The sequence below is a fragment of the Methylobacter marinus A45 genome (genome assembly GCF_000383855.1).
In the GTDB taxonomy this organism is placed as follows: Bacteria; Pseudomonadota; Gammaproteobacteria; order Methylococcales; family Methylomonadaceae; genus Methylobacter; species Methylobacter marinus.
In genome coordinates this window covers 900853-927640 of the sequence record NZ_KB912877.1, presented here as the reverse complement: position 1 = coordinate 927640, position 26788 = coordinate 900853, and the positions used below count along the sequence as shown (strand labels likewise).

The 26788-nt window shown below is 53.4% G+C and carries 27 protein-coding genes; 15 read left to right on the top strand and 12 right to left on the bottom strand.

Annotated elements, in window-relative coordinates; all coding sequences use genetic code 11:
* Window positions 1-25 precede the first annotated feature (25 nt).
* Complete coding sequence (locus METMA_RS0104100; RefSeq protein ID WP_020157802.1) at window positions 26-1321, top strand: dicarboxylate/amino acid:cation symporter; 1296 nt, start codon at window positions 26-28, stop codon at window positions 1319-1321.
* Window positions 1322-1355: 34 nt separating this feature from the next.
* Here METMA_RS0104100 and METMA_RS0104095 read toward each other — a convergent pair whose 3' ends face one another.
* Window positions 1356-2516, bottom strand: coding sequence for a PQQ-dependent sugar dehydrogenase (locus tag METMA_RS0104095; protein ID WP_020157801.1), 1161 nt, complete (start codon window positions 2514-2516; stop codon window positions 1356-1358).
* Window positions 2517-2654: 138 nt separating this feature from the next.
* On the opposite strand from METMA_RS0104095, the gene METMA_RS0104085 reads away from it, so the two are divergent.
* From METMA_RS0104085 to METMA_RS0104065, 4 genes are all read left to right on the top strand, one after another.
* Window positions 2655-3098, top strand: a complete 444-nt coding sequence (locus tag METMA_RS0104085) for a ferritin-like domain-containing protein (RefSeq protein WP_027147020.1) — start codon at window positions 2655-2657, stop codon at window positions 3096-3098.
* 66 nt (window positions 3099-3164) lie between these two features.
* A complete protein-coding gene (locus METMA_RS0104080; RefSeq protein ID WP_020157798.1) occupies window positions 3165-3473 on the top strand; it encodes a (2Fe-2S) ferredoxin domain-containing protein in 309 nt (102 codons plus the stop codon).
* Window positions 3474-3716: 243 nt separating this feature from the next.
* The gene (efpL, locus tag METMA_RS0104070) at window positions 3717-4283 is read left to right on the top strand and encodes an elongation factor P-like protein EfpL (RefSeq protein ID WP_020157796.1); all 567 of its coding nucleotides are present in this window, start codon (window positions 3717-3719) and stop codon (window positions 4281-4283) included.
* A gap of 40 nt (window positions 4284-4323) precedes the next feature.
* Complete coding sequence (locus tag METMA_RS0104065) at window positions 4324-5481, top strand: methyltransferase (protein WP_020157795.1); 1158 nt, start codon at window positions 4324-4326, stop codon at window positions 5479-5481.
* A 911-nt stretch (window positions 5482-6392) separates the two neighbouring features.
* Here METMA_RS0104065 and METMA_RS0104055 read toward each other — a convergent pair.
* Window positions 6393-6800, bottom strand: coding sequence for a CoA-binding protein (locus tag METMA_RS0104055; protein ID WP_081917772.1), 408 nt, complete (start codon window positions 6798-6800; stop codon window positions 6393-6395).
* 113 nt (window positions 6801-6913) lie between these two features.
* Here METMA_RS0104055 and METMA_RS0104050 point away from each other — a divergent pair, with 113 nt between their 5' ends.
* Both METMA_RS0104050 and METMA_RS0104045 read left to right on the top strand, forming a co-directional pair.
* Window positions 6914-7609, top strand: a complete 696-nt coding sequence (locus METMA_RS0104050) for a metal-dependent hydrolase (RefSeq protein ID WP_020157792.1) — start codon at window positions 6914-6916, stop codon at window positions 7607-7609.
* Window positions 7610-7902: 293 nt separating this feature from the next.
* A complete protein-coding gene (locus METMA_RS0104045; protein WP_020157791.1) occupies window positions 7903-8418 on the top strand; it encodes a YcbK family protein in 516 nt (171 codons plus the stop codon).
* 21 nt (window positions 8419-8439) lie between these two features.
* Here METMA_RS0104045 and METMA_RS23895 read toward each other — a convergent pair whose 3' ends face one another.
* From METMA_RS23895 to gdhA, 8 genes are all read right to left on the bottom strand, one after another.
* Window positions 8440-10107 carry a L,D-transpeptidase family protein gene (locus tag METMA_RS23895; protein WP_198014457.1) on the bottom strand — a complete coding sequence of 556 codons (1668 nt, stop codon included), beginning with the start codon at window positions 10105-10107 and terminating at the stop codon, window positions 8440-8442.
* Window positions 10108-10284: 177 nt separating this feature from the next.
* Entirely contained in the window at window positions 10285-10614 is a 330-nt protein-coding gene (locus METMA_RS0104035; RefSeq protein WP_020157789.1) for an ASCH domain-containing protein, read from the bottom strand.
* Between the two features lie 137 nt (window positions 10615-10751).
* Window positions 10752-11135 (bottom strand): hypothetical protein, encoded by a 384-nt coding sequence (locus tag METMA_RS27390; protein WP_020157788.1) that lies wholly within the window; start codon window positions 11133-11135, stop codon window positions 10752-10754.
* Window positions 11136-11247: 112 nt separating this feature from the next.
* Window positions 11248-11904, bottom strand: coding sequence for a pyridoxamine 5'-phosphate oxidase family protein (locus METMA_RS0104025; protein WP_020157787.1), 657 nt, complete (start codon window positions 11902-11904; stop codon window positions 11248-11250).
* 335 nt (window positions 11905-12239) lie between these two features.
* Complete coding sequence (locus METMA_RS0104020; RefSeq protein WP_020157786.1) at window positions 12240-12998, bottom strand: DUF4410 domain-containing protein; 759 nt, start codon at window positions 12996-12998, stop codon at window positions 12240-12242.
* A 223-nt stretch (window positions 12999-13221) separates the two neighbouring features.
* Window positions 13222-13983, bottom strand: a complete 762-nt coding sequence (locus METMA_RS0104015) for a glycerophosphodiester phosphodiesterase (RefSeq protein ID WP_020157785.1) — start codon at window positions 13981-13983, stop codon at window positions 13222-13224.
* 107 nt (window positions 13984-14090) lie between these two features.
* Window positions 14091-15641 carry a coiled-coil domain-containing protein gene (locus tag METMA_RS0104010; RefSeq protein WP_020157784.1) on the bottom strand — a complete coding sequence of 517 codons (1551 nt, stop codon included), beginning with the start codon at window positions 15639-15641 and terminating at the stop codon, window positions 14091-14093.
* A 442-nt stretch (window positions 15642-16083) separates the two neighbouring features.
* Window positions 16084-17427, bottom strand: a complete 1344-nt coding sequence (gene gdhA, locus METMA_RS0104005) for an NADP-specific glutamate dehydrogenase (protein ID WP_020157783.1) — start codon at window positions 17425-17427, stop codon at window positions 16084-16086.
* A 37-nt stretch (window positions 17428-17464) separates the two neighbouring features.
* Between gdhA and METMA_RS27710 the strand changes: the two genes are divergently transcribed.
* Both METMA_RS27710 and METMA_RS0103995 read left to right on the top strand, forming a co-directional pair.
* Window positions 17465-17905: a DUF504 domain-containing protein gene (locus tag METMA_RS27710; RefSeq protein ID WP_020157782.1), complete on the top strand. Its 441-nt coding sequence runs from the start codon at window positions 17465-17467 to the stop codon at window positions 17903-17905.
* Window positions 17902-18879: a hypothetical protein gene (locus METMA_RS0103995; RefSeq protein ID WP_020157781.1), complete on the top strand. Its 978-nt coding sequence runs from the start codon at window positions 17902-17904 to the stop codon at window positions 18877-18879. Before METMA_RS27710 ends, METMA_RS0103995 begins: the two co-directional genes overlap by 4 nt.
* A gap of 81 nt (window positions 18880-18960) precedes the next feature.
* Here METMA_RS0103995 and METMA_RS0103990 read toward each other — a convergent pair whose 3' ends face one another.
* The gene (locus tag METMA_RS0103990) at window positions 18961-19407 is read right to left on the bottom strand and encodes a PA2169 family four-helix-bundle protein (protein ID WP_020157780.1); all 447 of its coding nucleotides are present in this window, start codon (window positions 19405-19407) and stop codon (window positions 18961-18963) included.
* 233 nt (window positions 19408-19640) lie between these two features.
* On the opposite strand from METMA_RS0103990, the gene METMA_RS0103985 reads away from it, so the two are divergent.
* On the top strand, window positions 19641-20105 hold the full coding sequence (locus METMA_RS0103985; protein WP_020157779.1) for a CreA family protein: 465 nt from the start codon (window positions 19641-19643) through the stop codon (window positions 20103-20105).
* A gap of 9 nt (window positions 20106-20114) precedes the next feature.
* Here METMA_RS0103985 and METMA_RS0103980 read toward each other — a convergent pair whose 3' ends face one another.
* Window positions 20115-20483, bottom strand: a complete 369-nt coding sequence (locus METMA_RS0103980; protein ID WP_020157778.1) for a DUF4870 family protein — start codon at window positions 20481-20483, stop codon at window positions 20115-20117.
* Window positions 20484-20677: 194 nt separating this feature from the next.
* On the opposite strand from METMA_RS0103980, the gene METMA_RS0103975 reads away from it, so the two are divergent.
* From METMA_RS0103975 to METMA_RS25675, 5 genes are all read left to right on the top strand, one after another.
* Entirely contained in the window at window positions 20678-21004 is a 327-nt protein-coding gene (locus METMA_RS0103975) for a DUF1840 domain-containing protein (protein ID WP_332248850.1), read from the top strand.
* A 92-nt stretch (window positions 21005-21096) separates the two neighbouring features.
* Entirely contained in the window at window positions 21097-21729 is a 633-nt protein-coding gene (locus METMA_RS0103970) for a LemA family protein (RefSeq protein ID WP_027147015.1), read from the top strand.
* Window positions 21730-21733: 4 nt separating this feature from the next.
* Window positions 21734-22672 (top strand): TPM domain-containing protein, encoded by a 939-nt coding sequence (locus METMA_RS27980; protein ID WP_269634172.1) that lies wholly within the window; start codon window positions 21734-21736, stop codon window positions 22670-22672.
* Window positions 22662-23159, top strand: coding sequence for a TPM domain-containing protein (locus METMA_RS0103960; protein WP_020157774.1), 498 nt, complete (start codon window positions 22662-22664; stop codon window positions 23157-23159). The genes METMA_RS27980 and METMA_RS0103960 overlap by 11 nt, the downstream gene beginning before the upstream one ends.
* A gap of 236 nt (window positions 23160-23395) precedes the next feature.
* The gene (locus METMA_RS25675; protein WP_156830451.1) at window positions 23396-26767 is read left to right on the top strand and encodes a hybrid sensor histidine kinase/response regulator; all 3372 of its coding nucleotides are present in this window, start codon (window positions 23396-23398) and stop codon (window positions 26765-26767) included.
* Window positions 26768-26788: the final 21 nt, after the last annotated feature.

Genomic DNA, 26788 nt, shown 5'->3' with positions numbered 1-26788 from the left:
ATTCGTTCTCCTGAGAAAGCTATTCATGCAAGCGGCACCCCCTCGGACAAAAATCCATCAACAGCTTTATTTTCAAGTACTGACGGCTATCGTCCTGGCTATTTTGCTCGGCCATTTCCTTCCTGAAACCGGCGTCGCCATGAAGCCTCTAGGCGACGGCTTTATCAAGCTGATCAAGATGATCATCACACCGATCATTTTCTGCACCGTGGTCACGGGTATCGCCGGCATGCGCGATATGAACAAGGTCGGGCGCGTCGGCATCAGGGCGCTGGTTTATTTCGAAGTCGTCAGTACATTGGCGCTGGCTATCGGGCTGGTTGTCGTGCATGTCATCGAGCCCGGCGCGGGCATGAATATCGACGCCAGTGCGCTCGATGCGAGAAGCCTGTCCGCCTATACCACGGCGGCGAAATCGGGGGGCGCGGTGGAATTTCTGCTCAACATCATTCCCACCAGTGTCGTTGATGCCTTCGCCAAGGGCAACATCCTGCAGGTGCTGCTGTTTGCATTATTATTCGGTTTCTCCCTGGCGGCGTTGGGAAAGCTGGGCGAAGACGTCACGGTGTTCATCGACAAGATTTCGCAGGTGCTGTTCGGCATTGTGGCGACGATCATGAAGCTGGCGCCGATCGGCGCTTTCGGCGCCATGGCCTTTACCATCGGCAAATATGGCATTGCCTCGCTGGCGCCGCTGGCGAAATTGATGGGCAGCTTTTATCTGACCTGCCTGCTGTTTGTTTTTATCGTGCTGGGGCTGATCGCGCGATTGACGGGATTCAGCATCCTGAAGTTCATCCGCTATATCAAGGAAGAACTGCTGATCGTGCTGGGCACGTCTTCCTCGGAATCGGTACTGCCGCGCATCATGCTGAAAATGGAGAAACTGGGCTGCTCGAAATCGGTGGTGGGGCTGGTGATTCCGACCGGGTACTCGTTCAACCTGGACGGCACATCCATTTACCTGACCATGGCTGCGATCTTCGTCGCACAGGCTACTAATACGCCGCTGACGCTGAGCCAGGAATTGACCATACTCGGCGTTCTGCTGCTGACCTCGAAAGGCGCATCGGGCGTGGCCGGCAGCGGTTTTATCATCCTGGCCGCGACGCTTTCGGCCATCCCGACCATTCCGCTGGCGGGACTGGCGCTGATTCTCGGCATAGACCGCTTTATGTCCGAGGCTCGCGCGCTGACCAATCTCGTCGGCAACGGCGTCGCGACCGTGGTTGCCGCCAAATGGGAAAATGAACTGGACGAACGGCAGCTTGATGCAGCGCTTAACGGGGCTGGTGAGGCGGCAGAGTTGCCGGAGGCTTGACCCGACAGCCGATTACATTGCTACAACTGTATTCTCAAGGCCAGGAAACCCGATAGATGCTGCCGGTAAAATCATCCGAGACATAAATGGCGCCGTCCGGTCCTTCGGCAACATCGACAGGCCGGGCTATGACATCGCCCTGAAACTCAAAGCCGCTGATAAAGTCGCGCTCCGTAATCGTGCCCTTGGGCCCGAAATGCAGCGATACGACCTTATAGCCAGTTTTCTCGGTGCGGTTCCAGGAACCGTGCAGTGCCACCAGGGCCGAATTTTTGAATTCCGGCGGCAAATTTTTATTGCGCAGGAAAGTCATTCCAAGAGGCGCGGTATGGGCGGCGAATTCGTGGACGGGGGGCAGGCTGTTGCGGATTTGTTCCTCATGGCCGGCGCCCAGATCGGGATCAGGGATTTTATTGCCGTTGGCATAAGGCCAGCCGTAAAATTTGCCTTGCTCGATCCGGTTAAGTTCTTCGGGCGGAAAATCATCGCCCAGAAAATCCCGGCCGTTATCGACGCCGAACAGTTCATGGGTATCGGGATGCCAGTCAAAGCCGACCGTATTGCGCAACCCTGTGGCAAACAGTTCGTCCTGACCGCCATCCGGGTTATAGCGCAGCATGGCCGCCCGTTTCGGGTTTTTTTCCTCGCAGACATTGCAGCTCGATCCGACCGAAACATACATCAGGCCATCCGGGCCGAAGCGTAACGTGCGGGTCCAGTGGTTGCTGCCGCCCGGGATGCCGGTGACGACCTGCTCGTATTCGCCTTGTGTCTTGCGCGTTTTGGGATTAAAGGCAATGCGGCCGATTGCATCGGTTTCGGCAACATACAATCGGCCCTGATAATAATCCATGCCATGCGGCCGGTTCAGTCCGGTCACCAGATCGCTTCTGCCGTCCGGCGCGCCGTCATTGTCGGCATCCCGCTCAAGCAAGACGATCCGGCCTTCATTTGGCAGGCTCGCCAGCAGATCGCCCGCTTCGGTAAAACGCAACATGCGGACATCGGGTAAATCTTTCGCATAGACCGAAATCGAAAAGCCCGGCGGCAGGTGTATGCGCGCGTTTAACATTTCCTCGGAAGGCGGATTTTTCTTCATCAAAGGCGTGTTAATGCCGAACCAGCGGGACATCAGGAACCCTAAAATGCCACCTATAATAAAAATACGCGCCAATGCCCAAAGAAAAGTATGCATGGGAGATAACCTGTCGAATATCGAAAGTTTTTTCGTGAATCTGTTAAGTCAGCATTTTTTGACTTTTGAACGGGCACCAATCAGGAAGTTTCTTTTCAAATGAATAAAGCGTTCGTCAATTTTTTATTGGAGGCTCTCATGACTGACACCGGAATCGATAATGACGCAGTGGTTAGCGTGCTCAATAAAGTCCTGGAAATCGAATTGGCCGGCGTGGTGTGTTATACGCACTATGCCTTGATGATCTATGGCTACAACCGCATCCCCATCATTTCGTGGATGCGCGGCCAGGCAACCGAATCCTTGACCCATGCCAACGAAGCAGGCGAATTGATCACGCATCTGGGCGGTCATCCTTCCCTAGGCATCGGCCCGTTGCTGGAAACGCACCGTCATGATATCGGCGATATTCTCAGGGAGTCGCTGGAGCATGAAATGCAGGCTTTGACGGCTTATTATGATCTTCTGCAACTGGTGAAAGACCGCAACGTGATGCTGGAGGACTATGCCCGGCGCCTGATCGCACAGGAGGAAACGCATCTGGGCGAAGTACGCAAGATGCTCAGGAAACCCGGCCAGTAAAGAAAGCTGTGTAAATGCCCGGGCCGCGATAAAATGGCCGGCCAAAAGATTATGAAGTGAATTTCCATGAGCTATTACAAATACCACGTATTCTTCTGTACCCACCAACGCGAAAACGGCAGCGCCTGTTGCGCGAACCATGGCGCCAAGATTGTGCGCGATTACGCCAAGGAGCAGGTTAAAAAATTGCATCTGAACGGCCCTGGAAAGTGCCGCATCAACAACGCCGGTTGCATGGACCGCTGCAGCGAGGGGCCGGTAATGGCGGTTTATCCGGAAGGGGTTTGGTACACCTATCACGATAAAGACGATATCGACGAAATTATCGAGGAGCATCTGCGGCATGGGCGGATTGTCGAGCGTTTGAAAATCTAGGCGCATGACGGCCCCCGTCCCCGGTCCGGCCGTAAAAGCGCAAACCTTGAGGGGCTCGTCTCAGCTTCCATGATGATGAATGTTGATCCTGTCCGTTCTCCGGTCAGCGGGCTGCTTTCGGCGGAATTTCCGCGATATAATGGCCGGCTCAAAACAGCCGCCGACGTTATCGGTTGCGCTGGCGTTAATCATTAATCCAAAACCTTGTCACATGGCGGCAGGGATTATCGTAAGGAGAGTTGTGTGGCAAAGGCCAGTGAGTTAAAGAAAGGCATGGTCGTCGAGATAAACGGCGTTCCGCATGTGGTCAAGCAGGTTGAAGTCAGAAGCCCGTCATCTCGCGGGGCATCGACATTGTATAAAGTCCGTTTTAACAATCTCAAGACAGGGCAAAAGCTGGACGAGTCCTTAAAGGGCGACGATTTTTTCAAGGATGCCGACTGCGTGCGCGCCAAAGTGCAGTTTTCCTATGTCGATGGCGACAATTACATCTTCATGGATATGGAAGATTACAGCCAGTACAGCATCAGTGGGGATGATCTGGAGGGGCAGAAGGAATATCTGACCGAAGGGCTCGAAGGCATCGTGGCCTTGCTGATAGACGATGCCTTGCTGGCCATCGAACTGCCGGGCTCCGTCGTGCTCGGGATTGTGGAAACGGCGCCCGGTATCAAAGGCGCGACAGCGACAGGCCGCACCAAGCCGGCGCGCCTGACCACCGGTCTGGAAGTTCAGGTGCCTGAATACCTGGAAACCGATGAGCTGATCAGGATCAATACCGCGACCGGCAAGTTCATGTCGCGCGCTTAACACTTTAAACTATCAACAGGGCGGCCGCTCGGCCGTCCTTATGGCGGGGTCTGGCTTGGACAATCTTTTAACCGTACCTCAGGGCGAGTTTAAACTGGATCGCCTGCCGTTGCGCGCACGTGAGTTGCTGCGCGCCTGGGATGCGGCCGATGAATACCTGCTCGATTATCTGGCCGAAGACGGGAATCTGCCGGCTGGTGCACGGATATTAATCCTGAATGACACGTTTGGCGCTCTAGCCGTGGCGCTGAGCGGTTTTCGGCCGCAGGCGATCTCCGACTCCTATCTGTCGCAGCAGGCGACGCGCATGAATCTGGCCGGCAACGGCCTGAACGAGGACAGCGTCAGACTGCTGAACAGCCTGGAGGCACCGGACGGCGCTTCTGACCTGGTTCTGATCAAAGTGCCAAAGACATTGGCTTTACTGGAAGATCAGTTGCTGCGCCTGCAACCGCATTTGCAGGCATCGACGCGGATTATCGTCGGCGGCATGATTAAGGCCATGCCGGCTTCAGTCTGGAAAATACTGGAGCGCCTGGTCGGGCCGACGACCACATCTCTAGCGCGTAAAAAGGCGCGCCTGATTTTCGCCGAGCCTGATCCGAAACGGAAGGTGCCGGCCAATCCTTATCCGGTCCGCTATCGGCTTGAGGGTACCGATTACCTGATCACTAATCACGCCAATGTGTTCTCGCGCGACAGTCTCGATATCGGTACGCGTTTTTTTCTTCAGCATCTGCCCGTCAACCCCGAAGTGCGCGATATTGTCGATCTGGGCTGCGGCAATGGTGTAGTGGGTTTGATGGCTGCCGTGCGCAATCCGCGGGCGACCGTTCATTTTGTCGATGAGTCTTTCATGGCCGTGGCTTCCGCCAGGGAGAATTTTAGCCGCGCGCTAGGGGTGGAGCGGCAGGCAATATTCCGCGTTGGCGATGGCCTGACGGAGTTTGAGCCGGATTCGGCCGACTTGATTCTTTGCAATCCGCCTTTTCATCAGCAGCATGCCGTAGGTGATCAGATCGCCACCAGTATGTTTAAACACGCCCACAGGATACTGCGGACAGGCGGGGAGCTATGGGTGATCGGCAATCGCCATCTGGGCTATCATGTGGCGCTTAGGCGTCTTTTCGAGGCCTGTTCGGTCGTCGCTGCCAATTCAAAATTTGTGATCCTGCGAGCACGCGCCAAAAGGCACTAATTCCCCGGGCAAAAAAAACTCCCAGTGCAAAAGGGCATTGGGAGTATGAGGGGCAAACAGGACAATCAATCGTCACTGTTTGGTGTGCAATACCAGGAGATGGTAAAAAATTAGCCGTGCAGTCTGCGATTGAAGAATATATTACTAAAAATAGCCGCTGCTGCAAACAGAACAGTCGAGACGATAAACTCGCCTGAAATAAACACAAAAATGCCAGTGATAAACATCAACCCGATTAAAATATCTCTTTGAAAATCAGTCATTTTGAAGACCCGTTAGTAAATGGAAAATAAGAAAAAAGGAATTGAGGCATACTATACACATGCGCTTATTTGTTTACAACAGCGATAATTATTGATTAATAGTTTCTTATTTTGAAATAATCATGGAGGTCAAGCTGTAGCTTTTCAAGATGCATTTGATTCAGTCAACAAAAAAGCAAAGACTGCCCATTTTGGACCAGGAGCCGAAATCGGCGATAACCGCTCTCCGGTAAAAACCACGCAAGACCAGCGTCCGTGAACAGGCGACAGGTTGCCATTTTACAAGCAGTCGCTGTTGTAATAGGGCAACGTTAAATCAATTGATTCGTTAGATGGAATGCTGTTGGGCTGCGGTTAATTGAAAAAAAATATAAATCGAAGATCATGAAGTTATCCACATTTTCTGTGGATAACTCTGTTAATAACTTGAAAATAAATCCGCTAACCTGCCACTTTTAAAGTCTTTTTGTTAAATTGCCCAGCTTTTGAACAGTTGTACGGAGTTTGGTTTATTATCTTTATTTATCAAATGGATAACAAACCCAGAAGGGCGATGTGGCGGGTTAAAAACGCTCGATAAAAGACGTGCTTGGAAACGAGCAATGCCCAAGCGCCTGCTGTGGGAAAACTAACTTTGACAACAGTTTGTCAAGTTTTATTTCGTGCGATAAAACGGGTTTTCACCATAATGCAGGCGGTTAGATAATTGAAGTTGTTTTGTTGCAGGAAGTCCATTACTGCCGGGCTGGTGGTTCCCGGCTGCAGCCAGACATTCATCAACCCCAAGTCGAGGCATTGCCTTAGCGATGCGAGGGTGACTGCCGGCGGGACCACAAAGTCGACGATCGTCGGTTTCTGGGGTATTTCCGCCAGTGACGGATAGGCTTGGTCTTGCTCTACTATCTTCCTGTGCGGGTTGACCGGAAACAAACGGAAGCCTTTACGTTTTAAGTCCTTGTAAATGATATTGCCGAATTTGGCGGTATTATCCGTGGCGCCAACAATGGCGACCGTCGTCTCGGGGTGTTCCAGTAGCGAAATCAGATCCTCAGGCATAAGCTTTCCAAAAAAAGTCAGGGTTACGGGAATATTAGCCAATTTGCTATGTATCTAGACATGTGATCTCATATGCGCCTTTTTGTTCTGACTTCAGGAGATGATTGTTCAGTATGGCGAATTTTAAAGCCCACGTATCCATCGCCGCCGCCGTCAGCAGCGTTGCGGCGCTGGTTGCCGTTGACGCGCGGCTGATTGATGGCGCCGATGCGCCCTGGCTTATCTTTTTAGGGACCATCGGGGGCATGTTGCCGGATATCGACGCCAATAATTCCAAACCGGTCAAGCTGTTGTTTAATGCACTGGCCTTGCTGGGCGTGTCCGCCGTATGGGTGATATTTAGGAACAGCTATGCGCAACAGTCGCTATTGCTGGGAGCCACGGCTACTTATGTAGGGATACGCTATGGGCTGTTTAATCTGTTTAACAGTTTTACCGAGCATCGCGGTGTGTTTCACTCATTATTGGCAGCTGTATTTTTCGCCTGTTTAATGACCTGTATCAGTTTTTATTTCCTGCAATGGGATATCTTGCATGCATGGTTGAATGGTTTGTTTGTGGCCATCGGCTTTGTTGTGCATTTGTTGCTGGATGAGTTGTATAGCGTCGATTTATCAAATACCAGGATGAAAAAATCGTTTGGCACGGCATTGAAATTATTCAGCTATAGAAATATTCCGGCTTCTGCGCTAATGACAGTTTGCACGATAGCGCTTTATTGGCTTGCACCGCCACCGACGCCTTTGTTGAAGGTATGGCAGGCGGCGCATTGGGATCAGTATCTGTCGCAAGCGAAGCTCTGCCAGTAAAATATAAATGTCTTTAATTTTTAATTGTAAATATACTGATAAATAATAACTTATTGCCTTATGATGCCTAAAAAATAGCGGTTCGGGTTGAGGCTTGATTTTCAGATAAGAGCCAAATGCACTAGAATGAACCGCTTTTTGTAGTAACCCCCGGCAATTTTGGTTTGAAATGCCGTTAGCGGATCAGGGCTGCTCAGTCCGGTAATAACCGGTCCGCACAAGAGGAATCAGTAAATAATATGTCAACTATCGATAAAATTCAGAGTCAAATTAACCGGCGAAGATTTTTACAGATGTTAGCTTGTGGGTCATTAGCGGCAGGTTTTCCCGGTCTCACTGAGGCTTCAGTAAAAAGACCTTATCAATCCGCCCGAAAGCTGGCTTTTTTAAACACCCATACCGGCGAAAGCTTAGCATTAACCTATTTCGAAAAAGGCCGGTATCTTTCAGATGCGCTGCAGGAAGTAAATTATCTGCTGCGGGATCACAGAACCGACGATGTATACGACATTGACACGGCGCTACTGGATCAGCTTTATAACCTGCGAGTCATGCTGGGTATAAATAAACCGTTCCAGATCATTTCCGGTTACCGTTCGCCCTATACGAACGCGCTGTTGCATGATCAGAGCGATGGCGTTGCCACTAAAAGCCTGCATATGCAGGGTCGGGCTATCGATATTCGCATTGAAAGGTTTAATACCAAACGCTTGCGCAACGCCGCTATCGCCATGCATGCCGGCGGCGTAGGCTATTACCGGAACTCAAATTTCGTACATCTCGATACAGGCCGGTTCAGAACCTGGTAACGTCTGGGTTTGGCGCCTGTTTCATTCTGCCTGGCTGGTGACGGTATCGGGGGCTTTCTTCTGCAGCGGTCTCGACAGGGCCTGAAGCAAGGGATTATCGAGATTGTATATATCATCGAAAAATAGCACCTGGTCAGCAGTGGCCATTGCCGTGGTGTAGAACATAATCACCGGGATCGGTTTTTCCAGCGAGACATGCTTGGGGTTCTCCCGGCGCATTGCGTTGCGGATTTTTTGCCGGTCCCAGCCTTGTTTCGATTTCAGCACGAATTCAGCTAACGCTTCAGGGTCTTCGACCCGAACGCATCCATGGCTGAAGTCCCGTCTTGTGCGTTTAAACAGGTTGGGGGTGGGCGTGTCGTGCAGATAGACATTGTAAGCGTTTGGGAACATGAACTTCACGCTGCCTAGCGCGTTCAGGCGACCCGGAAGCTGACGGATTTTCGCGCGGCCACGGCTCAAAAGAGTCATCGTCTCATCGTTAACCGGCAGCACGGTTGCATTCGGGCCGAAGCGGTTGACCAGTTCCATGTTCTGGCCGGCTAGATAAGACGGGTTCCGGCGCAGTTTGGGCAGCAGTTCTTCCCTGACGATGCTTTGCGGCACGTTCCAGTAGGGCCTGAACTGAAGAAAGTACATGTTGGCCATGAACACGGGCGTCTGCTTGTTTATTGATTTGCCGACGATCACCTTCATGTTCAACGGCGGCTCGGTTTCTTCAGCGATCGAATCATACGCCCATAACTGAAAAGCGGGAATATTGACGATAATCAGCGATCCCTCTTTTAGCCTGGGCAACCAGCGAAAGCGTTCCATGGACAATTCGATTTGCCAGATTCGGTCGGCGAGAGGAACATTGAGCGCGGCCACTGTTTTTTTGCCTATCACACCGTCACTTCCCAGGCCGTGCCTTGACTGAAAATTTTTTACGCCTTCGACCAGGGCGGCGTCATAAAGAGTGGCTTCGCTTTGGGTCTCGGCATCGGTTTCCTCTGGCTGAGGCATATCGCCTAAAGTCGTCAGAAATCGGCGTAACGGTTCCATTTGCGGGTCATGGTCGCCCGGACGCAAGGTTCTTGAGAAGGCGAACCGAGGAGTATCGTGCATTTGGGCCAGTTGGCGGTACCTGGATAAAGCTTGTTTTAAATGCCGGTAGACAGGCATGACAGGCTCAACCCGGGCAACGAGTTCAGACGGTTTTTTTTCAGCGGCGGCTTCTACAATCAGGCGGACAAGATTGATCGGTTCCAGGATTATGTCGTCGGCCAGTTTGACATTTTGAGCCTTGATCTGACCGTAATGCAGATCGGAAAGATAACGCAGCAGGGCAATATTCAATGCCGTATCGTATAGCGCTCGCGCCTGCGGCGATTCTTCCTGACCGGTCTTGATTTGCAGCCATTTCCGGGCGAGATGGTCGCTGTCGTAGTTTTGCGCGTTCAGGCCGTTTTTTTCCGCGCTTGCCAGCAGCGCTAGCACATCCTCCACCTGGCGGTTGGAATCATCTTCGTTTAACCAGACAAATTGGTAACGGTTCAACTGGTACAGTGCCTGAATGTCCTCGTGCTGGTCATAAATGTCGTCATGCGGCAGGTAAGGGTGCCGATTTGAAGTCATCAGGGAGTTGATGACTTCAACCAGCGTGGCATCGGTCGGGTATTCAGCCGAATGCGATAAAGGGGCTGCCATCAGCCCCCCGATAAGCCAAATAATGGCTATCCATTTTCTATAAACGCTCAAATTGGCTTTATGAATCATGCATAATGACATTTATATGGCAAACTCCATTAAGATTGGGCACAAGGTTCAGTCGGTTCGGTTATCGCTATTGAGTTGCATATAAATATGGAAATGCCGACTGCCGACTTAATCGTTGCGTTTAAAGAAATGGACCCAGACCTGGCTGTCATTGTTCCAGGCCATGCCGGCGTGCATTCTCAGGATCAATTCCTTATAGGCATCGAGATTCGGGTAGCCTTCCGCTTTCGCATCGGCATCAGTCATATCGCCCAGGCTTTGTTGTTCCAGAGCGGTAACGGTAAATGTCGTGCCTTCCAGTTCAAAGGTCTCTCCCGGGTAACCGTAGACTCCGTTCCGGCGTTGCTGCGTTTTTTGTCCGCTCAAGGCGGCGGCAACCAATTTGGGATGGCAAACGAGGCGGTCAATTTGGCAAGTTTTTTCAGGATAATTATTCATCAGGTAATCCTTTGCGTAAAAAGAGTCATACGATAACTCAACCTGACGATAATGAGAAATAGTTAGGAGCGGGTTTTAGGCATGGAAGTCAATGGCTGTGATATCGCCCGGCGGCGTATAGGCCGCCTTCGATAACGTTATTGATCGCTTTTTGATCCCGGTTGCATCATTTTTTGACGTTCCTTTTTCCCTTGCTGGCGATGCTCCATCTTTTGACTATGATGCGCTTTTAGCAGATCCAATTGTTGTTTTTTCAGTTCTTCTTTTTTTGCGGGATCTTTCTCTGCCAGAATCTGATTGGAAAGATCATGGATACGCAACATATGCTCCTGCATGGCACGCATATGCTGTTCTTTTTGCTCTTCGGTCATGCCGCCCATGCCTCCCATGCCGCCCATACCGCCACCCATTCTGTTCATGCCTTTGGATTCGGGTGAGGACGTGGACTCGCCGGCGAAACCGGCCATGCTGAAAGAAAGCAACAGGGAAAAAGCAATCGTGAGTTGATTAAGATGTTTCATTGATAGTCCCCTTGGTATTATTAGCGGATTGGTTTAAACATCAAACTTACAAAAAATTAGAAAATGTGCGGAAATCAAAAGTTCCTGTCGGAAAGATGGCCGAAATTATATCTCAGGCTTCTCCTTTCATGAGCAGGGCGGTGTATTCTTCCGGGGTAATCGTGCCGCCCAGTTGTTCCGCGATATTTTTATCCCGTTCCGGCAGGGCTTCCTGTAATGCATCGATGCGCTTCCACTGCGGCGGCGGAGTTGGCTGGCCGTCCTGAGGAGCATATCGGGAGGTCTGCACGCGCTGATACTTGTGGATATAGCGCGGGCAATTGACAAAAATCTCGGTAATCGTGACCCGTACGATCATTTCCGCGCCTTGAATCTCGCCGAGTAATGGGTCGTTGCGATCGATAGATGCCGTCCCGTGAGCGCGTACGCGGTGCGGCATTTCAAAGTCGATGAATAGCAAGCCGACTTTGTTGTTGGCGGTAATATTGCCCGTGGACAGAAACATGCCATTGCCGTCGTAGCTGGGGAAAGCCAGGGTCTTGTTGTCGACGACTTTTACAAATCCCGGTGCGCCCCCCTTGTAGGAGCAGGTAGGGTAGCCACGGTGATTGATCGTGGTCAGGAAGAACATGTCACGGGTTTCGATAAAGTGCTTATGGTCATCGGCAATTTCTGACTGGACAATGATCTGGCCGACACTGTCAGCCAGGCTGCGAGTGTCGAAAGCATCCTGCATGGCCAGGTGCTGGTCTCCGTATATGCTGCTCATTATGCCTCCGGGAAATGAAGTAATTGCGGCATAGAGTAAGGCGCTAGCCCATGAATTGCAATAAATTAGGCATCGAACAGAGCGCCTGAAGCGCTCTAGCGTACAGGAATGGCGGCTTTTTAGCGTGTAAAGCCGGTTGTATCCACGTGGCTCCCGAGCTGCAAACAAACAGATCCGCTCGAGCATTTGCAAGATGCCTGACTGGCTATCGCTTCTACGTCTGCTGTCATGGTTTGAAAACTTGTGCTGACTGCAATCCGGCGTTCCAAGGAAGTTCGGAGTCGCTCCAGGCAGCGCGCTAATGAGCGGTTATAGCGGACGAATACCAGGTCAGCTTATTCGGTCGGCTTGTTCGTTTCGGTCTGTTCCTTGAATTTATGCGTATATTTCAGAATCTCGTCGACAATCTGCCCGGCGGTTGCCTCGATATCCTTTTGCGTCGCATTTTTTTCCATGACGAATTTGGCGGCGGCGACATAGGGGTTTAAGGTTGCGGCAGCGCCCGGCGTTTTTTGGGGATCCTTGATGGTGCCGAAGACGATAAAAGGCGTTTGTGGCTCTGCGCTGGTCAGATCGCTGACGCCGACCTGGACGTTCATGCGCGTTGCGCCGCGGCCAAAGCCGATCACGGCACGTTTTATACGGTTGCCTTCATCAACTTCGGTAAAAATGCCCTGTAGCAGCCAGCCGTCGCGCGGCATAGTCGTCTGTGGGCCGGACAGCCGCCGGGCATCGAAGCCTTTATCCCTAAGGCGCTTGACCAGGCTCCGGCTCATGATATCAACAATTTCCCTGGCCCGTGCTTCAGGATCGGCCGGCGACAGCGGGTTCGGCAATCGCTGTCCGATCGGCCCTAAACGCCTTTCGGGCAAAATGCCGTGATCGCCTTCGATGCGTTGCGCCTCAAGGGTAAAATCGCTGACATAAACCGTGCCGGGCAGGTCGGCTGGCCTGGTGTCCTTGATCTGCTCATCACGGATTTCAACAGCGCCCAGCAGACTACGGGAGTCGGTGCCGCGGCTCTGACAGCCCGTATTCAATGCCATACAAACCATCAGGCCGATAAGGTACACATTGGAATCGCGGATTACCATAGCATTATCCCGTTAATTAAATATTTAAGTGTAAGGCTATAAGCAGTCTTTAAGCATAGTATGGATCCGTTCAAAAATCCATGAACCAGAGGGCGGCCGGGTGTCATGCACGGTGACCAATGGATCGCTTCTGGCCGGGTGTGGCTCCAGCTTTCAGCAACTGTTCATGGACTGCGATTGACGCGCGATTTTGTACAAAAGAAGGGTGGCGTTCACGCTGGCATCAATGCGAAATCCAGTCAGGCCAATTAACCGTAATGCCATCGCAATCGGCAGCGAGGGTCTTTTGAATCAATGCCAAAACGTCCTCGCGTTTTCCGTTGATGCCCCAGGCTCTGACTTCCGGCACGATTGAATGGGCAAGGCGGACGGCTTGTTGTGTGAGCCGGTCTGCCCGAGGGCAAAGCTGAAATAATTCAAGCGCTTTGGCTTTGGCAAGCACCTTCTTATCGATGTCCCGCACCAGCCAGCCTAAACGCAAATAAGGTGCAATGGCCCTGACTTGCATCAGGATTTCATATGAAAAACAGGTGATGACGATGTGGTCGCGTAAATTATAAGCCTCGATAACGCGGCAGACTTGATGTGGGAGTTGTGGAGCAGTGCCTTTTAGCTCTATATGATAGGTGAGTTCGGCGTCGTATTCCTTGAACAGGTCCTGTAGCCTTAACAACTTTTCGCCCTGAAACAGGTAGGGCGAGAACCAGGACCCCATATCCAGTTGCGATAGTTCCGGCCAGCTCATGGCTTCGACATAGCCGGTAATCCCATAGCGGGTCAACGATAAATCATGGCATATCACCGCCTCGCCGTCCGATGACAGCTGAACGTCGAGTTCGATGTCTGTGACGCCCATGTCCGTGGCCAGCTTAAAAGCGGCCATTGTGTTTTCGGGCGCATAGGCGGACGCGCCGCGATGGGCGATGATCCGGAATGGACGTTTAACGGTGACAGGTAAAGCTATGGGTTTGTTTGCTTTTGCCATATGACGAGGGCGGGGCATGGGCCTGTTCGCGAGTGGTCAAAATATTCAAGTCGTGATTTTGACCACTCGCGAACAGGCCGGAAACAGGAATTGGCTTCCTTTAACGTTTAGGCATTGGGCTGGAATTTGCGCAGCAGGCTTTTGAGCCGGGTTGGAATTTTTTTGCCTGTTCCGGCAATGCTATCAAGCTCGTGGTCAGCCAACGGTTGCACCGATTCCTGCAGTGACAGAATGGCCGGCTCATCCTGTTCCGCCGGCGTGGTTTGTATAGCGGCCCGAGGCGACTTGCGGGTGCCGAGCAGGTTGCGGATTTTTCCGGTTACGCTATCGGATTGTTTGCTGACGGCAGCGGATGGCTGCTGCTCCGTGCCTGATGGCTCAGGTTGAATATCGCTGTTATCTGCTTCTATTGCGGCAGATCGGGACGTTTCGGCCGTTTTATCGGCAGTGGTTGTCTCGCCGGCCATTTTTTCATCAAATTTCGCTATCTGTTGCCGGGCACTGTCAAATATCTGTTTGATTTTGCCGGCCAGCTTGGGGGCTTTATTCTCAAGCGGCTGCGGTTCCGGGCTGGCGGGTTGGGCCTGAATCGCTTCCATACTGTTTTCGGCCGGGGCAGGGCGGATCTCTTCGGCAGGGTTGTCGGTGACAGGCGCTGCATTGGCCGTTTTTTCATCCTGTTCCGTTGCCTGCTGCCTGGCGCCAAAGATGTGTTTGATTTTATCGCTGACATCATTGATGCGATGCTCGGCGGGCACCTGTGGGGGCTGTTCCATTACAACGGATGCGGCAAGCTCTTCGGCCACAACCTTTTCAGGTTCAGTCGGAGCCTGTGGCTGCTGCTCGATAACAGCGGCCTGAATTTGCCCGGCTTGTTGCAATTGCTCGATACGGATATTCCGCGCATGGATGGTTTCTTCCATTTGCAATTGCTGCGTTTTCGTTTGCGCCCATTCAGTCGCCAGTTGCTCGAGTTCCGCAAGGCGCGCCAGATCGGCCTGCTGTTTTTGCGCGCTGTCCGCGATTTGCTGTTGCAGCAGGGTGTTGTGCTCTTCCAGTTGGACAAGTTGCTGGCTTTGGGCGTTCAGGCGGGCCTGCAGCGCTTCAAGCAGCGTTTCCTTTTCGGCCAGCTTGGCCGCTTCCGCCTGACAGGCCTGCCGCAGGTCGGTTTTGGTTTGCAGCTCGGTGCGCAAGCGTTCGGTTAATTGCGCAAGGGCGGCGCTGTATTGCCGCCACAAGCCTTCCCCGTCAAGATCATCGCCAGCCGCTAAGGCTTGCCTGTCCAGGTTGAAGCTGACCGTTAAAGCCTGAAGGCTGTCGGTCAACTGCATGTTGCGCTCGGTGATGCGTCTTTCCAGATCCAGCGCGCGTTGGGTCGCCTTGTTGGCGGCGATCTCCGATTCTTCCATGCGCGCGGTATTGGCGGTTAATTCTTCTTGCAGCTTTTGTGTCTGCTGCTGCGCGGCATCGATGTTATCCTGGGCTTCTTTCGCCCTGGCGCGATTTTTTCTGTTTATTAAGCCAATCCGTATTCTGTAGAACAAGGCCGTCAGTAACCAGACAGATACCGCCAAAGCCGCGGCGTACACTGCATTATCAAGGGTAAGTTGATACCATTGGGTAAGCAGATCTTGAATAATCGGTAAATAGGCTTGCATGGGAATGATCCTTGATCAAGATAATTGAAATGAACAAATGATAACCGTAAACGATAACCTGTACGGAGAGCAAACGCCAGTCTGACATTAATGGATCATCGGCCGGGCTGACGCAATTTGCCTTCAGCCGCCGCGCTGGCGGGAGAAAGGTTATAGACCGAGATAGTGGGAGCGATGCCTTTATGCCCTTTGGGTATATATCGCGACTTGCAGGGCGATTGTCTGCGTAACATCAGTTATAGAGACTTGACGGTGAGTAAATATGATTTAAAAAAAGCTGTTTTAGAACCTGTGAGGGTGATGCCAGCCACTCCACGTTGATCGATGGTGAGCATCCGCCAGCCTGTTATTGCACAGAGAAATCCGCTGCTCACTTCCATGCTGTTCGCCGTGGAGCAGGGCTGCTATTGCGGTCCGGGCATGAAACCGCCGTCGCTGATTCTTACAGAACGCCCTGCGCCAGCATGGCATCGGCTACTTTGACAAAGCCGGCGACGTTGGCGCCGTCCACATAACTGAAACTGCCGTCCTCGCGTTCACCGTACTGCACGCAGGCCTGATGAATGCCGCACATGATTTCCCGCAGGCGTTGCTCGACTTCTTCGCGAGTCCACGACAGGCGCATGGCATTCTGGCTCATTTCCAGGCCGGAAGTGGCCACGCCGCCGGCATTGCTCGCTTTGCCCGGCGCATAGAGCACCTTATTGGCCTCAAACAGTCTGGCGGCTTCGGTGGTGGTCGGCATATTGGCGCCTTCGGCCACGCAGAGTACGCCGTTTTTGATCAGTGTCGATGCATCCACGATATCCAGCTCGTTTTGCGTGGCGCAGGGCAATGCCACGTCAACAGGGACATTCCAGGGGCGAGTGCCTTCATGGAATTCGCTGCCCGTGCGTTGGGCATAGTCACTGACGCGGCCATAGAGATGATTTTTAATGTCCCTCAACTCCGCCAGTTTTTCAGGAGTGAAACCGTCATTATCAACGATAGTGCCGCTGGTATCGGAGACGGTGACGACTTTGGCGCCCAGTTCCATGGCTTTTTCCACGGCGTGCTGGGCCACATTGCCGGAGCCCGACACGCTGACGCGCAGGCCATCGAACGAGAGGCCTTTTCGTTTGAGCACCTCCTGGGCAAAATACACGGTGCCGTAGCCGGTCGCTTCAGGCCGGATCAGGGAGCCGCCAAAGCTCAGGCCCTTGCCGGTAAACACGCAGTCGGCCCGGTTGGTCAGCTTCTTCATCATGCCGGACAGGAAGCCGATTTCACGCCCGCCCACGCCAATATCGCCGGCAGGCACGTCAGTTTCGGCGCCAACGTGGCGGAACAGTTCGGTCATGAATACCTGGCAGAAACGCATGACTTCATTGGGGCTTTTGCCTTTGGGGTCGAAGTCGGAGCCGCCTTTGCCGCCGCCCATGGGCAATGTGGTCAGCGCATTTTTGAAAGTCTGTTCAAAGGCTAAAAATTTCAGGATGGACAAATTGACCGAGGGGTGGAAACGCAGTCCGCCCTTGTAGGGGCCGATGGCCAGGCTGTGCTGAACGCGATAGCCGCGGTTGACTTGCACGGAGCCATGGTCATCAATCCAGGCGATGCGGAACATGATGACGCGCTCAGGTTCGACCAGCCGGTCCAGCAAGCCATGCTCAGCGTATTTGGGAAAACGCGCAATGTAAGGCCACAGGCTTTCCATCACATCTGTTACTGCCTGCAGGTATTCATGCTGGCCGGGATTCAGTTGAGCCACATGGGCCAGAAATTCATTGCAGCTTTTATATTTCATTAATTGCATGCCTCAAATTGGTACGCGTGTAAAAAGGATGACAATCATTTCGCATAAGCGTCTCAATTTTTCCATTATTGATGGCCGCAAATTGACGCTGGAATCGAAAGCGCATGGCGCAGCTTGCTTGGCAGGCCGGCGCTGGAATTTCTTGCCGAAGGCGCGGCACAAACCGCCCGGATATTGGTCGAAAAACCATGATGATAATGCCAAGCTTTCGATCATGATGCCCATTCAAGACCTGCTCAATCGCATACGCTGGGACGAGGAATTCGGCCGCGCGCAATTTCAGATCGGCTATTATGATCGCATCGCGCATGCGCTGGTGCTGAAGGCGCTTGCCGACATCACGTTTCCCAAAGACAGCCGCGGCATTTTCGAATGGAATGACGCTGAGGGCGTGACCCATACTGTGCCGCTGCATCGCATTAAGCAGGTATTTCGCAACGGTAAACTGATCTGGCAGCGGAGTCATTGACTTCCGACATAAAGGAGCGTTTCGATTTGACAACTCCGGCCACGAAGCCAGCGCATAAAGATCACGGCTTTCACGCCGCCTATCTGAACCTGCTTGAAAGCGGCGAATTGGCGCGGCGTGCCGGCATCGCCCGCCAGCATCTGCAAGCTTGCGATCTTTGCGCGCGCTATTGTCGGGTCGATCGCCTGCGGACCCTGCAGGGCGCGGTATGCCGGATCGGAGAGCACACCGTCGTTTACAGTTACGGCGCCCATCACGGCGAAGAAGACGTACTGCGCGGCCGGAACGGCTCGGGAACGATTTTCTTCAGCGGCCGCAATCTGCGCTGCGAGTTTTGCCAGAACTGGCAGATCAGCCAGAAAAGGGCGAGACACCAGGCGACAACGGAGGAACTGGCGGCCATGATGCTGGATTTGCAAACCCAAGGCTGCCATAACATTAATTTTGTCAGCCCCAGCCATGTGGTGGCGCAGATTCTTGAAGCGACGCTGATCGCGGCCCGCCAGGGGCTCAGGCTGCCTCTGGTGTACAATACCGGCGGCTACGACAGTCCCGAGGCCCTCGCCTTGCTGGATGGCGTCATTGATATCTACATGCCGGACATGAAATACGGCGACTCCGCGATAGCTCGCCGCTATTCCCATGTGCGCGATTATTGGGAAGTCAACCGGGCAGCGGTCAGGGAAATGTACCGCCAGGTCGGTGATCTGCAATTGGGCGAGAATGGCCTGGCTTACCGCGGCCTATTGGTTCGGCACCTGGTCCTGCCGAACGGGTTGGCCGGGACTGAAAAGGTTCCGGCGTTCATTGCCCGGGAGATTTCCACGAATACCTATCTCAATCTGATGGATCAGTATTATCCTTGCTATCGAGCCGGCGAAATTCCGGAATTGTCTCGCCCGGTCAGCGCGGCGGAATATCGGGAGGCTCTGGACATCGCCCGGCGGCTCGGCCTGGCCCGGCTGTCCGGTTGATGGCCGCCGTGGCGATGGAGGCGGGTGCCGAAAGTGGGTGTTTCAGGCGCAGCCGCCTCCGAATTAAAGAGAAGACGCGGGTTAATGCCTCTGGCTTTCCAATAACGTATGCACACGCTCCATATTGGCTACAACGCCATGGTGTTGCATTTCGACCATTTCGCGAATATCGGGAGGCAGGTCTTCCTGCAAGGCTTTTTCATAAGCCTCCACGGCATACTGTTCGCCACGCTCGCATTCTTCCAGTATTGAGCTTTTGTCGACGCCGGCTATTGCCGCCTTCAAATTTGCCCAAACGCGATGAGCGGCGCCTGCAAAACTGCCTTCGGTTTCCGGTTCGCCGCCCAGGCGGCGTACTTCTTCTTGCAGCATCGCGGCGCCTTCGGCGCACCGTTGAGACGTTTTAGTGAAAAAATTCAAGAGTTCCGGATCGGTGACTTCCTCCGCGCAATCGTGGAATTCCCGCTCGCCGTCTTTGGATACTTCGATCAGATCGTTAAGGACGGAAATTGTTTCTTCGTTAGTCATGGGAATACTCCTCGGAAATATTTCTCTACAGGGAGTGTTACCGGATATGTCAGTTTGAGTGATGTTTTCGATAACAACCAATTCGACTTGGCAGCCTCGGGGAAAGTTCAGGCAAACCGTTAATGCGCAAGGGTGCCGGCGCGTGGCCGGGCTTTTTCAGCCGGCGAAGCTACCGGCTTTGAATTGCTACTGTTACAATCGATTTAACGATAAAGCCAGCCAGAGGATTTGATATGAAACAAAGATTGATATACGGAGCCTTGTTTTTCAGTATTTGCATGCCCGCGGCACACGCCGAGGACATCGGTTGCGTGACCACCGCCTGGAAACTGATCGGCGCCAACCACAAGGTGTGCGTGCAGGCTTTCGATGATCCCAAAGTGCAGGGCGTCACTTGCCATATCAGCCAGGCCAAGACCGGCGGTATTGCCGGCACGTTCGGCGTTGCCGAAGACCCGTCCCAGTTTTCGATCGCCTGCCGACAGGTCGGCCCGATCATTATCAATGGCAAATTGCCGAAAGAGGAGACCGCTTTCACCGAAGGTACCTCGCTGTTTTTCAAGGAAACACGCGTTTCCCGTCTGTTTGATGTCAAACGTAACACGCTGATTTATCTCGCCATCAGCCGCAAGCTGATCGAAGGCGCGCCTGCCAGCAGTATCTCCACCGTACCCATCATGCCGTGGGGCGGCCAGTAATGTCGCCGGCTACAGCAGATTTTCACCAATGGGTTTGTTGGCATATAGAGCATACCAACCGAAAGCGATGCGATAAACCAGCCATAATACGGCCAACAGCAGCACGTAACCGCCGCCCATGAATAATGTCAGCCCGCTGAGCGCGAATAACGCTAAAGCGACCCAGACGGTTTTGATTTGCCAGTCGAAATGGGATTCCAGCCATGTGCCCACGACTTCTTTCCGTTTCACCAGATTGATGATGACGCCTATCAGCAATGGCAGGCCCGCCAGCGCAAATGCCAATACTTGACACAGATAGACAACTGCGGTAATGGTTTTTAATTTGTTCAGTTTTTCATTATTTTCAGGTTCCGTCTGAGTAGTATTGTTAGTCATGATCAACCTCCAAAATGGTTGCATTAATCTATTCTTAACTTTGGACAGCTATTTTTTAAGACTATCCCAACAAAAAGAGCGGCCTTGTTAATATAAGGAAAACATTTGCTTATGTTTGCTAGCGCACTGAATAGTTTGAAAAAATAAGATATTAATTAATATTTGATATAACCTCGGCGAGCTTTGTCTCGCTCATGGAGGAGATGTGTATGTTGGTAAAGTTCATGACTAGATCGCATGCTGATATCATTCTGTTTGGCGACATCGCGCAACGGTTACTGAAAATGATGGGACACAGCGGAGCCGTGCCCGGCGCCATTTCGATCGATGAAGTTCCCGCGGCGCTTGATCGTTTGAAAAACGCGGTTCAGGCGGAAGCGGCGTCTGCCGAAATGCCGGAAAATGCCCGGGGCGACGACAATGAACCGGTTGTCAGCCTTAAACATCGGGCTTTGCCGTTAATTGAATTGTTTACCGCCGCGGCGCGGGACAACAGTTATGTGATGTGGCAAAAAATGTAGCGACCAGAGACGAGCCTGCCTTGGCGATACACTACGCCGCTCATAAGCCGCATAGCAGTTTAAGCGGAAAATTAAATTAAATGGAGAATGCCATGCGCAAACATGTATTTTTAATAGGACTCATGCTGATGGGTTTTTCTCTATCGGGGTGTGGCTATAATGAGCTTCAGACCACGGACGAGCAGATCGCCGCCAGTTGGAGCGAGGTGCTGAACCAGTATCAGCGGCGCGCCGATCTGGTGCCGAACCTGGTCAATGTGGTAAAAGGCTATGCCAGTCATGAAAGCGAGGTATTGACCCGGGTCACGGAAGCCAGGGCCAGAGTCGGCTCAATCCAGGCGACGCCCGATTTGATCAATGATAATGAGGCTTTTACCCGATTTCAGGACGCACAGGGCGAACTGTCCGCCGCATTGACGCGCCTGGTGGCGGTGGCCGAAAATTATCCGCAGTTGAAAGCCGACGGCCTGTTCCGGGATTTGCAGGCGCAGCTGGAAGGCACGGAAAACCGCATTGCCGTCGCGCGTAATCGTTATATTAACGCCGTACGGGAATACAATGTGACCGTGCGTTCTTTCCCGACCAATCTAACTGCGATGATGTTCGGATATAAGACCAAGCCTTCGTTGATAGTGGAAAATGCTCAGCAGATCACTACGCCGCCGAAAGTCGATTTTAACGCCAGACCACCGGGTATGCCGGATCCTGCTGCCGGCGGAAACTAAGGTCGTGGCGCCACGCTTGATGATTATTGCCGTGCTTTTGCTGGCGGCAGGTTTTGCCGTGGCCGAGGTGCCGGTTCCCGCCCTGCAGGCGCGGGTCACCGATTTGACCGGTACGCTTTCTCCGGCGCAACAAAGCAAGCTTGAGCAGGTATTAACGAATTTCGAGGCGCGCAAGGGCAGCCAGATCGCCGTATTGATCATTCCGACGACACAGCCGGAGGCCATTGAACAATATGCCATGCGCGTGGTGGAAGCATGGCAGCTCGGCAGGGAAGGTGTGGACGACGGCGTGTTGCTGCTGGTCGCGAAGGAGGACCGGGCGCTGCGTATCGAAGTCGGGTACGGACTGGAAGGCGTCATTCCCGATGCCGTGGCCAAGCGCGTGATCAGCGAGATCATCATTCCCTACTTTAAGCGCAACGATTATTTCGGCGGTATCGAAGCCGGTGTCAATCGCCTGATCCGCCTGATCGACGGCGAACCTTTGCCGCCGCCGAGACAGAAGGATGTGTCCTGGTCCGGTTTCGAGGACTTTCTGCCGGTCGGATTTCTCGTGGTTTTGGTCGGAGCCGGCGTGCTGCGCATGATTTTCGGCCGCTTGCTGGGAGCATCTATCGTGGGCGGTCTGGTGGGCATTTTGTTCTGGATTATCGTAGGCTCCTTGCTAGGCGCCGTGATCGCGGGTCTGTTCGGCTTCCTGTTTTCCCTGGGCGGCATGCGTACCGGCGGCTATTGGCCCGGCGGTGGCGGTTTTGGCGGTGGCCGTGGCGGCGGATTCGGTGGCGGCGGTGGCGGCTTTGGCGGCGGCGGCGCGTCAGGTCACTGGCGGATCGCTTTGGCCGGAGACTGCGGCAGGGTTTTTTATTATGGAAAGCGGCTCGGGAAAGCAGGTGCTTTAGGCGAAGTCGTCCGGGTTGACAGAGACAGAATCCATGAACCTTAAGCGCATTATCAGACATCTGTGCACTGACCGCTGGATGGTCAGGCGGGCTTTGCCGGCCCATGCCATGCAGGCCATTGAGGCCGCGATTGGTCAGGCCGAAGCCGGCCATCAAGGGCAAATTCGTTTCGCTGTTGAAACGTCGCTGGACTGGGAAGCGCTATTAAAAGACCAGACAGCGCGCGAGCGGGCCATTGATGTCTTTTCTCAATTGCGTGTCTGGGATACCGCCCAGAATAACGGCGTGCTGATTTATTTGTTATTCGCGGACCATGATGTCGAAATCGTTGCGGACCGGGGCATAGATCGCTGTGTGGGATCGCAGGGATGGGAAACGATCTGTCAGGACATGGAATCGGCATTCAGGCACAAGCAGTTTGAAGCGGGCGTTATCTGCGGTATCAAGGCTGTCAGCGGGCATCTGGCCCGGCATTATCCGGGGCAGGGCGATCAGGGTAATGAATTGCCTGATCGGCCGGTTCATTTGTAGAAAACAGAAAAATTCGGCCTGTGTGCGGCAGGAATGCCGCAAGTATGTTGTTTTATTTCTTGCGGCTGAGTTTTTATGTAGGATAATTGACTCGTCCACAGCAGGTTACCGCCGGTATGCTGGGTTAAGCGCCAGTCGAAACGGTATAGAGTTCATTCTGACAACTAGAAAAGAAATGTACATTCTATATTTCAGGCCCGTAATCGGAGGGCCGAATCAAATCCTTGGACCATGCAGTGCCTGAGTCAATCTATTTAAAGCACGAGCGATTTTTTGCGGGCCGGGCGGCTTGGCTGCCGATTCCCGTTCTGTTTGCCGCGATTATCATGTTATGGGCGCTGGACTTGCAAGTATCGGTTGAATTGCCTTACCTGCAGATTGGGTTGTATTTCTGCCTGTCGACGCTGGTGTCGTTGCTTATCGCTTACCTGATCGGCTGTAGCTTTATGAACTGCGGCTTGCCGGGATTATTGTTACTGGTCTGCGGCGCCCTGTTCTGGGGGGCGGCCGGATTTCTGACCGGCATCGCCATGTTGACAAGCGATGGCTTCGAGCCTGTTGATTTGAATACCCAAGTGACGATTAATAATATCTGTGTCTGGATATCGTCCCTGTGTCATTTGGCGGGGGCGGCCTTTTCACTGCGGTGGAAACTCACCTTGCGCCCATCGTACCTCTGGCTCGTGGCGGGCTATATGGCAGTTTTTGGCGTTGTAGGGCTAGTCGTTTGGGCCGCGTTCTCGGGTTGGACGCCGGTTTTCTTCGTGCAGGGCCAGGGCGGGACGCCGGTGCGGCAATTCGTGCTGGGTTCCGGCATTGCCATGTTCGTGTTCACGGTTTTCCTGCTGCGCTCGATGAGCCAGTTAAGTTCGTCCTTTTCCATGTACGGATATTCCCTCGCATTGCTGCTGCTTGCGGACGGGCTATTCGGCATTATGATCAAATCTGTCTACGCCAGTCCGCTGTGCTGGGCGGCGCTTGCGGCGCAATTGCTAGGCAGTGTCTATATGCTGGTCGCGGCTTTCGTATTGATACATGAATCTGGCATGCTTGCAATCCGGCTGGAGCGGCCGACAAACTGTAGCCAATATTATTACGGCGTGACTATTGCGATAGTCACGGTCGCCGCTATCGTGCGCCTGGTGTTCTTTCAGGAACTGGGGATGCGCGTCGCCTTTATAACATTTTTTCCGGCCGTGATGATCGCCGCGCTCTACGGCGGCCTGCGCGCGGGCTTTTTGGCTATTGTGCTCTCGAGCTTGTTGGCGGATTACTTCTGGATTGGGCAGGCGTGGCGATTTTCAATTGAAGAACCGGGTGATTGGCTGGGTATCGCGGTTTTCATCGCCAGTGGCATCATGATTTCCTGGATCACGGAAGCCATGCATCGCGCTCAGGCGCGGGTCGCCGTGGCCGAGACCGAAGCCCGGTTTGTGGCTGAACGCAAGAGCAAGGAAGCCGAGCTTCAGAAGTTGAACCGGACGCTCAGCATCATCATGCGCAGCAGCCAGATCATGATGCGCGCTACTGATGAAATGGCGTATCTGAATGAGCTATGCCGGATCATTGCTGAAGACTGCGAGCACACGATGGTATGGATAGGCTATGCGGATCATGATGAAAACAAGACTGTCCGGCCGGTTGCCCACGCCGGTTTCGAGAAAAGTTATCTCGAACGTTTGAACATTTCCTGGGCGGATAACGAGCGAGGACGCGGCCCTACGGGGGCCTGCATCCGTACCGGCAAGCCCAATATCTGTCGCAATACATTGGCCAATCCCCATTTCAAGTCCTGGCGCGAAGAGGCGTTAAAGAAGGGATATCCCTCGTCTCTGGTGTTCCCCCTGTTTGCCGATGCCGGCTACCAGCTCGATTTTTTTCTTACGAAAGGCTACGCCTCGGCGCTGGCCTTTCCCTTGTTTGCCGATAATGCCGTCTTCGGCGCCATCACTATCTATTCCACGGAACCGGAACTCTTCTCCGAAGATGAAATTAAACTGCTTGCCGAGTTGGCGGACGATCTCAGCTTTGGCATTACGGCGCTCAGGCTGCGCGAGGAGAATAAACAGGCCGAGGCAGCGCTGCAGCGCAGTGAAGAACGGTACCGCACACTCTTCGAGACGATGACCGAGGGGCTCTCGTTCGATGAAATCATCTGTGATGATGCGGGAAAGCCTTGCGATTTGCGCGTCCTGGAAGTCAATCCGGCGTTTGAGCATCAGACGGGGTTGAAGGCTGGCGATATCGTTGGCCGGACCATTCTCGATGTGTTCCCGGAAACCCGGTCCTCATGGTTCGAGATTTATGGCAAAGTGGCTCTGACCGGTGAGCCTGCGCATTTTGAAATGTGGGCCGGCGCCCTGGGGCGATGTTTTGAAATCAGCGCGTTCCAGACCGAGCCGGGCCGGCTGGGGGTTATATTTTTCGATGTGACCGACCGTAAGCGTGCCGCGGAAGCATTGCAGGAAGCCCATCGCCGCAAGGATCAGTTTCTTGCCATGCTCGCTCACGAGCTGCGCAACCCGCTGGGGCCCATCTGTAATGCCGTGCGGGTGCTGAGAAAAATTGATCATCCCCATCCTACGGTCGAGTGGGGATACGATGTTATCGACCGGCAAGTGCAGCATATGGCCCGACTGCTGGATGATCTGCTCGATACCGCCCGTATCATGCAGGGCAAGATTATATTGCAGAATCAGCGTATCAATCTGGACGATGTGATCGCCTGCGCCGTAGAAAGCTGCCGCCCGTTCCTCGAGTCCAAAAATCACCGTCTCGCGCTGTCTCTGCCGACGGAACCGCGATGGCTGGAAGGCGATGCGATGCGTCTGGAACAAGTTATGATGAACCTGCTGAACAATGCGATCAAGTACACGCCGGAGGGCGGCGACATCAAACTGAACGTTGTGGAGAAAAACGGTTGGGCGGTGATCCGGGTTCAGGATACCGGTATTGGTATCGAGCCGAAATTGCTGCCGCATGTGTTCGATATTTTTATCCAGGCGGATTGCTCGCTTGCCCACTCTCAAGGCGGCTTGGGACTGGGCCTGAACCTGGTGCAGCGTCTGGTCGAGCTACATGGCGGCTCGGTCACGGCCGCCAGCGCGGGCCTTGACCAGGGCAGTGAATTCACCGTCAGGCTGCCGCTTCTGCCGGTTGAGCATGTGACTATCGCATCGACATCCGAGCCGGTCTTGGCCAACGCTTGTGACGCAGCCCCGAAATTCCGGATTTTGGTGGTCGATGACAATATTGATGGCGCTGAAAGCCTTGCCGTTCTGCTGCGTATGTCTGGGCATGAGGTGATAACCGTGGCTTGCGGCGCTGATGCGCTGACATGCTCGACTGATTTTCGACCTCAAATCGTTATACTCGATATCGGGCTGCCTGACATGGACGGCTACGAGGTTGCCCAGCGGTTACGTCAGTCGCCGGAAAGCCGGTACGCGAAGCTGATCGCCGTAACCGGGTACGGACAGGATGAGGATAGACAGTTTTCGCGGCAGGCCGGTTTCGATTACCATTTTCTTAAGCCGGTCGATTTTCATGCGATCAACGAGATTTTGATGACGGTTTCCAGCGGCACTGTGCCGTCGTTGCCGTCTTAATGAAGCGGGAATAACCAGGCT

Coding starts and splice junctions, on each gene's coding strand:
- METMA_RS0103985 (WP_020157779.1), top strand. CDS start 19,641: ATGAAACAAAGATTGATATACGGAGCCTTGTTTTTCAGTATTTGCATG.
- METMA_RS0104050 (WP_020157792.1), top strand. CDS start 6,914: ATGGCGAATTTTAAAGCCCACGTATCCATCGCCGCCGCCGTCAGCAGC.
- METMA_RS27710 (WP_020157782.1), top strand. CDS start 17,465: ATGACAATCATTTCGCATAAGCGTCTCAATTTTTCCATTATTGATGGC.
- METMA_RS0104020 (WP_020157786.1), bottom strand. CDS start 12,998: ATGGTAATCCGCGATTCCAATGTGTACCTTATCGGCCTGATGGTTTGT.
- METMA_RS0104015 (WP_020157785.1), bottom strand. CDS start 13,983: ATGGCAAAAGCAAACAAACCCATAGCTTTACCTGTCACCGTTAAACGT.
- METMA_RS0104025 (WP_020157787.1), bottom strand. CDS start 11,904: ATGAGCAGCATATACGGAGACCAGCACCTGGCCATGCAGGATGCTTTC.
- METMA_RS27390 (WP_020157788.1), bottom strand. CDS start 11,135: ATGAAACATCTTAATCAACTCACGATTGCTTTTTCCCTGTTGCTTTCT.
- METMA_RS0103975 (WP_332248850.1), top strand. CDS start 20,678: ATGGAGGAGATGTGTATGTTGGTAAAGTTCATGACTAGATCGCATGCT.
- METMA_RS0104100 (WP_020157802.1), top strand. CDS start 26: ATGCAAGCGGCACCCCCTCGGACAAAAATCCATCAACAGCTTTATTTT.
- gdhA (WP_020157783.1), bottom strand. CDS start 17,427: ATGAAATATAAAAGCTGCAATGAATTTCTGGCCCATGTGGCTCAACTG.
- METMA_RS0104065 (WP_020157795.1), top strand. CDS start 4,324: ATGGCGGGGTCTGGCTTGGACAATCTTTTAACCGTACCTCAGGGCGAG.
- METMA_RS0104085 (WP_027147020.1), top strand. CDS start 2,655: ATGACTGACACCGGAATCGATAATGACGCAGTGGTTAGCGTGCTCAAT.
- METMA_RS0104080 (WP_020157798.1), top strand. CDS start 3,165: ATGAGCTATTACAAATACCACGTATTCTTCTGTACCCACCAACGCGAA.
- METMA_RS0103990 (WP_020157780.1), bottom strand. CDS start 19,407: ATGACTAACGAAGAAACAATTTCCGTCCTTAACGATCTGATCGAAGTA.
- METMA_RS0104010 (WP_020157784.1), bottom strand. CDS start 15,641: ATGCAAGCCTATTTACCGATTATTCAAGATCTGCTTACCCAATGGTAT.
- METMA_RS0104045 (WP_020157791.1), top strand. CDS start 7,903: ATGTTAGCTTGTGGGTCATTAGCGGCAGGTTTTCCCGGTCTCACTGAG.
- METMA_RS0104035 (WP_020157789.1), bottom strand. CDS start 10,614: ATGAATAATTATCCTGAAAAAACTTGCCAAATTGACCGCCTCGTTTGC.
- METMA_RS0104095 (WP_020157801.1), bottom strand. CDS start 2,516: ATGCATACTTTTCTTTGGGCATTGGCGCGTATTTTTATTATAGGTGGC.
- METMA_RS0103970 (WP_027147015.1), top strand. CDS start 21,097: ATGCGCAAACATGTATTTTTAATAGGACTCATGCTGATGGGTTTTTCT.
- METMA_RS23895 (WP_198014457.1), bottom strand. CDS start 10,107: ATGGCAGCCCCTTTATCGCATTCGGCTGAATACCCGACCGATGCCACG.
- METMA_RS0103960 (WP_020157774.1), top strand. CDS start 22,662: ATGAACCTTAAGCGCATTATCAGACATCTGTGCACTGACCGCTGGATG.
- METMA_RS0104055 (WP_081917772.1), bottom strand. CDS start 6,800: ATGCCTGAGGATCTGATTTCGCTACTGGAACACCCCGAGACGACGGTC.
- METMA_RS0103980 (WP_020157778.1), bottom strand. CDS start 20,483: ATGACTAACAATACTACTCAGACGGAACCTGAAAATAATGAAAAACTG.